5 protein-coding genes and 1 pseudogene are annotated in these 5,630 nt (G+C 64.2%); 5 read left to right on the forward strand and 1 reads right to left on the reverse strand.

Annotated features, from left to right (window positions below; translation table 11 throughout):
• Positions 1-135: LysR family transcriptional regulator (locus tag MOV75_RS25545; RefSeq protein ID WP_247006810.1), on the reverse strand; the 135-nt coding region annotated here is incomplete at its 3' end.
• Between the two features lie 179 nt (positions 136-314).
• Between MOV75_RS25545 and MOV75_RS25550 the strand changes: the two genes are divergently transcribed.
• From MOV75_RS25550 to MOV75_RS25570, 5 genes and pseudogenes are all read left to right on the forward strand, one after another.
• Positions 315-1,289, forward strand: a complete 975-nt coding sequence (locus MOV75_RS25550) for a nitronate monooxygenase family protein (protein WP_247006809.1) — start codon at positions 315-317, stop codon at positions 1,287-1,289.
• 52 nt (positions 1,290-1,341) lie between these two features.
• Positions 1,342-2,526, forward strand: a complete 1,185-nt coding sequence (locus MOV75_RS25555; protein WP_246925955.1) for an ABC transporter substrate-binding protein — start codon at positions 1,342-1,344, stop codon at positions 2,524-2,526.
• Between the two features lie 23 nt (positions 2,527-2,549).
• Complete coding sequence (locus tag MOV75_RS25560; RefSeq protein ID WP_246925957.1) at positions 2,550-4,070, forward strand: acyl-CoA synthetase; 1,521 nt, start codon at positions 2,550-2,552, stop codon at positions 4,068-4,070.
• 105 nt (positions 4,071-4,175) lie between these two features.
• Entirely contained in the window at positions 4,176-5,261 is a 1,086-nt protein-coding gene (locus tag MOV75_RS25565) for a DUF2855 family protein (RefSeq protein WP_246925959.1), read from the forward strand.
• Positions 5,262-5,396: 135 nt separating this feature from the next.
• A pseudogene (locus tag MOV75_RS25570) lies at positions 5,397-5,630 on the forward strand (monooxygenase); the annotation flags it as partial.

The following is a 5,630-nucleotide window of genomic DNA, read 5'->3' on the forward strand; positions in this document are numbered from 1 at the left end:
GGTGCCGAGCTGCGCCTCCAGCGCCGCGATCTTGCGGCTGACGGTCGGATGACTGGCGTGCAGCCGCCGCGCCGCGGCGGTAAAGCTGCCGGTATCCGCCACCGCGACGAAGGTCTTGCAGAGGTCCCAATCCACCGGCAGCTCCGTTCAAAGCTGAATAAGCACATGTTCAATATTGAACCATGCCCCGCCCGCCGTCCAACCCTATAGTGAGATCAAACCGCAGGCGGACACGCTGCCGGCGCGACAATCGACATGGAAACGCTCGACCATCGGCCAGCAGGCCGCCGGCGCGCATTATCAGGAGGGATCGGATGGCACTGCCCGCCTTGCTCAAGAATTCCCTGGAGCTGCCGGTCGTCGGCTCGCCGCTCTTCATCGTCTCCGGACCGGAGCTGGTGATCGCCCAGTGCAAGGCGGGCGTCGTCGGCTCCTTTCCCGCGCTCAACGCCCGTCCGGTCGAGAAGCTCGACGAATGGCTGAGCCGTATCGAGGACGAGCTCGGCGAATACAAATCTCGCAATCCCGGCAAGAAGGTCGCACCCTACGCGGTCAACCAGATCTGCCATGCCTCCAATGACCGGCTGATGAAGGACATGGAGACGTGCGTAAAGCACAAGGCGCCCATCATAATCACCTCGCTGCGGCCGCCGGCAGAGCTCGTCGAGGCCGCGCATTCCTATGGCGGACTGGTGTTCCACGACGTCATCAACGTCAAGCATGCGCGAAAAGCCGCCGAGCAGGGCGTTGATGGCCTGATCCTGGTCTGCGCCGGTGCGGGCGGTCATGCCGGCACGCTCTCGCCCTTCGCGCTGGTGCGCGAGGTCAAGCAATGGTTTGACGGCGCGATCCTGCTGTCGGGCGCGATCAGCGACGGTTTTGGCATCGCCTCGGCGCTGACGCTGGGCGCCGACCTCGCCTATATGGGCACGCGCTTCATCGCGACACGGGAAGCCAACGCCGACGAAGGCTATAAGTCCGCGCTGACGCAACACGCCGCGCACGACATCGTCTACACGAACCTGTTCACCGGCGTGCACGGCAACTATCTCGGCCCTTCCATCGCCGCCGCGGGCCTCGATCCGGCCAATCTGCCGGTCGCCGACAAGACCAAGATGAACTTCGGCTCCGGGGGCAACATGAAATCCAAGGCGTGGCGCGACATCTGGGGATGCGGCCAGGGCATCGGCCAGATCGCCGACGCGCCGCCCGTCTCCGACCTGGTCGACCGGTTGAAAGCTGAGTTCGATCAGGCCCGCCAGGACTTCCTGATGCGCGCGAGCGCCTGACGACGCGGTCCAACGACAGGATTGGACCGACAAGAAAAAACGGGAGGACACCATGAAGCTAGCAGCCGCATTGATCGGCATGTCGCTGCTGACGCTCGCCGTCGGCAGCGCCGATGCCGGAGGCAGCGACGAGATCCGCATCGGACAGACCCTGCCCTATAGCGGCCCCGTCTCCGGCTTCGGCGCGATCGGGCGGGCGCAGGAGGCCTTCTTCGAGAAGGTCAATGCCGAAGGCGGCATCAACGGCCGTAAGGTCAAGTTCATCACGCTGGACGATGCCTATTCGCCGCCGAAGACGGTCGAGCAGACCCGCAAGCTGGTGGAGCAGGACGAGGTGCTGATGATGTTCGGCTCGCTCGGCACAGCCACCAACAGCGCGGTGCATCGGTACCTCAACGGCAAGAAGGTGCCGCAGCTGTTCATGCTCTCGGGCGCGACGAAATGGGCCGATCCGCAGAAATATCCGTGGACCATGCCCGGCATGGCCGCCTACGAGTCCGAAGGCGTGGTCTACGCCAAGCACGTGCTGCGCACCAAGCCCGGCGCCAAGATCGCCATCCTGTCCCAGAACGATGATTTCGGCCGCGACTATGTCGCCGGCTTCAAGCGCGCGCTCGGCGACAAGGCCGCCAGCATGATCATCGCGGAGCAGACCTACGAGACCAGCGCGCCGACGATCAGTTCGCAACTCTCGACCCTGAAGGCATCGGGCGCCGATGTTCTGTTCGGCGTCGTACTCGGCAAGTTCACCTCGCAGATGATCAAGGGCGTGGCTGAGATCGGCTGGAAGCCTGACCTGCTGTTCGTACCGACGTCAGCGTCGTCGATCTCGTTCCTCGAGCCCGCTGGCCTCGACAATGCGGTCGGCCTGATCTCGTCGAGCAACCAGAAGGACACGATGGACCCGCAATGGGCCAGCGATCCAGGCGCGAAGGAATTTTTCGCCTTCATGAAGCAATACATGCCGAATGCGGATCTCTCCAATTCCAACTACGCGGCTGGATACCATTACGCGACGCTGCTGATGGCGGTGCTGAAGGCGTGCAAGGATGATTTCAGCCGCGACAACATCATGCGCCAGGCCGCTTCGCTGAAAGAGGTGAAGTTGCCGCTGCTGCTGCCGGGCATGAGTGTGAGCACCGGCTCCGACGACTATTTGCCGTTCCAGCAGCTTCAGCTCCGGCGCTTCAACGGCAAGAGCTGGGTGGGATTCGGCGACGTGCTGGATGATCGCTGACGCGAGCGGAATAAGGACAGATCATGATCATCAGCGGCGAACGCCTGATCGGCTATGACGCGATCCAGGCGCGCATCAAACGCGCCGCGAGCGGGCTTCGCGCCCTCGGCCTTGCCGAAGGCGCGCCGGTTGCCATGATGCTGCGCAATGATTTCGCCCTGTTCGAGGTGGTCGCGGCCGCGGCCGCATTGGGCAGCCCGGTGGTGCCTATCAACTGGCATCTCAAGGCCGAGGAAGTCCGTTACATCCTGACCGATAGCGGCGCCAAGATCCTGGTCTGCCATGCCGATCTGCTGCCGCAGATCCGCGACGGCGTGCCGGCGGATATCCACCTTCTCGTCGTCGCGACGCCGCCCGAGCTCGCGGCGACCTTCGCAATTCCTCCTGATCTGACCGAGGTCCCGGCGGGATTGACGGATTGGGACCGCTGGCGCGATGGGCATCCGGAAACCCAGGAGCCGCCGCGCCGAGCGGCGGCGATGATCTACACCTCGGGGACCACGGGCATGCCGAAGGGCGTGCGGCGCATGCCGATGCAACCCGAGCAGGCGGTCGCTTCCGAACGCGTCGGCGCGATCGCCTACGGCATCAAGCCGCGCGAGGACCAGGTCGTGCTGATCAACGGACCGATGTATCATTCGGCGCCGCATTCCTACGGCATGATGGCATTCCGCAACGGCTGCACCATCATCCTGCAGCCGCGGTTCGACGCGGAGGAGCTGCTTGCGCTGATCGAGCGTCACGGCGTGACGCACATCCACATGGTGCCGACCATGTTCGTACGCCTGCTCCGACTGCCCGAGGCGGCTCGGCAGCGCTACGATCTCTCCTCGCTGCGTTTCGTCGTGCACGGCGCCGCGCCCTGTCCGCCCGACGTGAAAAAGGCGATGATCGAGTGGTGGGGACCGGTGATCAATGAATATTTCGGCTCGACCGAGACCGGCATCCCGGTCTGGCACTCCGCGCAGGAGGCCTTGAAGAAGCCCGGCACGGTCGGCCGCGCCATCGACGGCGGCATCGTCAGGATTTTTCGCGAGGACGGCAGCCTCTGTGGTGCCAACGAGGTCGGCGAAATCTACATGCGCCAGACGGCGGTGCCCGATTTCGACTATCACGGCAAGGCGCAGGCGCGCGCCGAGGCGGGGCGCGACGGTCTCGTCAGCGTGGGCGACGTCGGCTATCTCGACGAGGACGGTTACCTGTTCCTGTGCGACCGCAAACGCGACATGGTGATATCAGGCGGCGTCAACATCTACCCCGCCGAGATCGAGAACGTGCTGATCGCGATGCCCGGCGTGCGCGATTGCGCCGTGTTCGGCATTCCCGACGCCGAATATGGTGAGCGGCTGTGCGCCTGCATCGAGCCGGAGACGGGCGTCCTTCTGTCCGCGGCGTCCGTGCAGGGCTGGCTGCGCGAGCGGCTGGCCAACTTCAAGGTGCCGAAAGAGGTCCGGTTCATGGACGCCCTGCCGCGCGAGGCGACCGGAAAGATCTTCAAGCGCAAGCTGCGCGATCCCTACTGGGCGGACCAGAAACCGGACTGAACCTGGAAGTTAGCCCACAAACGGCGTTTAAAACTATGTTGCTGTTGCAAAGCATCCGCGGCTGAAAGACAAGATCCCGGCACGGAAAAAGCCGAAGGCTTCACCATGACATCGACCGACTTCGTCGTTGCGCGCAACGATCTCGAGCAATTCAAGCTGATCGAGACCGTCATTCCGGATGCAGCCGCGCTGCCGCAGGACGCACTGCTGGTGAAGGTCGAGCGCTTCGCGCTGACCGCCAACAACATCACCTATGCCGTGATGGGCGACGAGCTGAAATATTGGCAGATCTTTCCGGCGCCGGAGGGCTTCGGCAACATCCCGGTGTGGGGATTTGGCGAGGTCATTGCCTCGAAACATCCAGGCGTGGCCGTGGGCGAGCGGTTGTTCGGCTATTTCCCGATGGCGACGCATCTCGTCATCGAGGCTGCGGACGTCAGCAAGCGCGCGCTTCGCGACGGCGCCGAGCATCGCAAGCAGGTCTCGCCGGTCTACAATCTCTATTCCCGCGTCACCGGCGATCCCGCCTTTGCCGGACACCAGGGCGACCTTCAGGCGCTGCTGCGGCCATTGTTCATGCTGTCGTTCCTGGTCGACGACTTCCTTGCCGAGAACGAGGATTTTGGCGCACGCGCTGTGCTGCTCTCCAGCGCCTCCAGCAAGACCGCGTTCGGGCTCGCTCATCTGCTGCATACGCGCGGCCGCAAGGTGATTGGACTCACGTCCGCGGGCAATGCCGGCTTCGTCGGCTCGCTGCCCTGTTACGACGAGGTCGTCACCTATGATCGCGTCCACGCGCTGCCGACGGATGCGCCGGTCGCTTTCGTCGACATGGCCGGCAGCAGCGCGTTGCGGGCCGAGCTGCATCAGCATTTCCGCGACCAGATGAAGTGCTCCGTGCGCGTCGGTTTGACGCATCGGGCGACCGATGCCGACGAAGGCACCCTGCCCGGGGCAAAGCCGCGCTGGTTCTTCGCACCGGACCAGATCCGCAAGCGCGCCAAGGACTGGGGGCCCGGCGGCGTCGAGCAGCGTTTTGGCGCGGCTTGGTCGGGCTTCGCGCCTCTTTTGGAGAGATGCCTCACCGTGGTCGAGAGCCGCGGGCCGGCGGCGGTGCAGCGGATTTATCTCGAGACGCTAAAGGGGCGCATTCCGCCTGAGCAGGGGCACATGCTCTCGCTGCTGGGGTAATCGGCTTTTGGGTGCCAAGGAAACCAGATAGCCTCGACCTCCATGATTGGAGCGTGATCTCTTCGGAAAACTGCCGCACACTTTCCGGATCATGCTCGCGAGGAAACGCCGCGAAGACGGCCACGAGGTCGCGTCATGCTGGACAGGACGAAGGATATTTCCGTCGCCGCGCAAGCCTGGCTCGATGAATTCGAGCGTATACTGGGCAGGCCCGATCCCTCCACGCTGGACCGCCTCTTCCTCGCCGACAGCTTCTGGCGCGACGTGCTGGCGCTGAGCTGGAACCTGCAAACGATCGCCGGCCGCCAAACGATTGCGCAAGCGCTGGCCACGCTCGCGCCCAAGGCGGCGCCCGCCGATTTCAAGATC

This window comes from Bradyrhizobium sp. PRIMUS42, assembly GCF_023006515.1.
Taxonomy (GTDB): Bacteria; Pseudomonadota; Alphaproteobacteria; order Rhizobiales; family Xanthobacteraceae; genus Bradyrhizobium.

Excerpts from the sequence above, each read along its gene's own strand:
- MOV75_RS25555 (WP_246925955.1), top strand. The coding sequence starts at position 1,342 with ATGAAGCTAGCAGCCGCATTGATCGGCATGTCGCTGCTGACGCTCGCC.
- MOV75_RS25560 (WP_246925957.1), top strand. The coding sequence starts at position 2,550 with ATGATCATCAGCGGCGAACGCCTGATCGGCTATGACGCGATCCAGGCG.
- MOV75_RS25565 (WP_246925959.1), top strand. The coding sequence starts at position 4,176 with ATGACATCGACCGACTTCGTCGTTGCGCGCAACGATCTCGAGCAATTC.
- MOV75_RS25550 (WP_247006809.1), top strand. The coding sequence starts at position 315 with ATGGCACTGCCCGCCTTGCTCAAGAATTCCCTGGAGCTGCCGGTCGTC.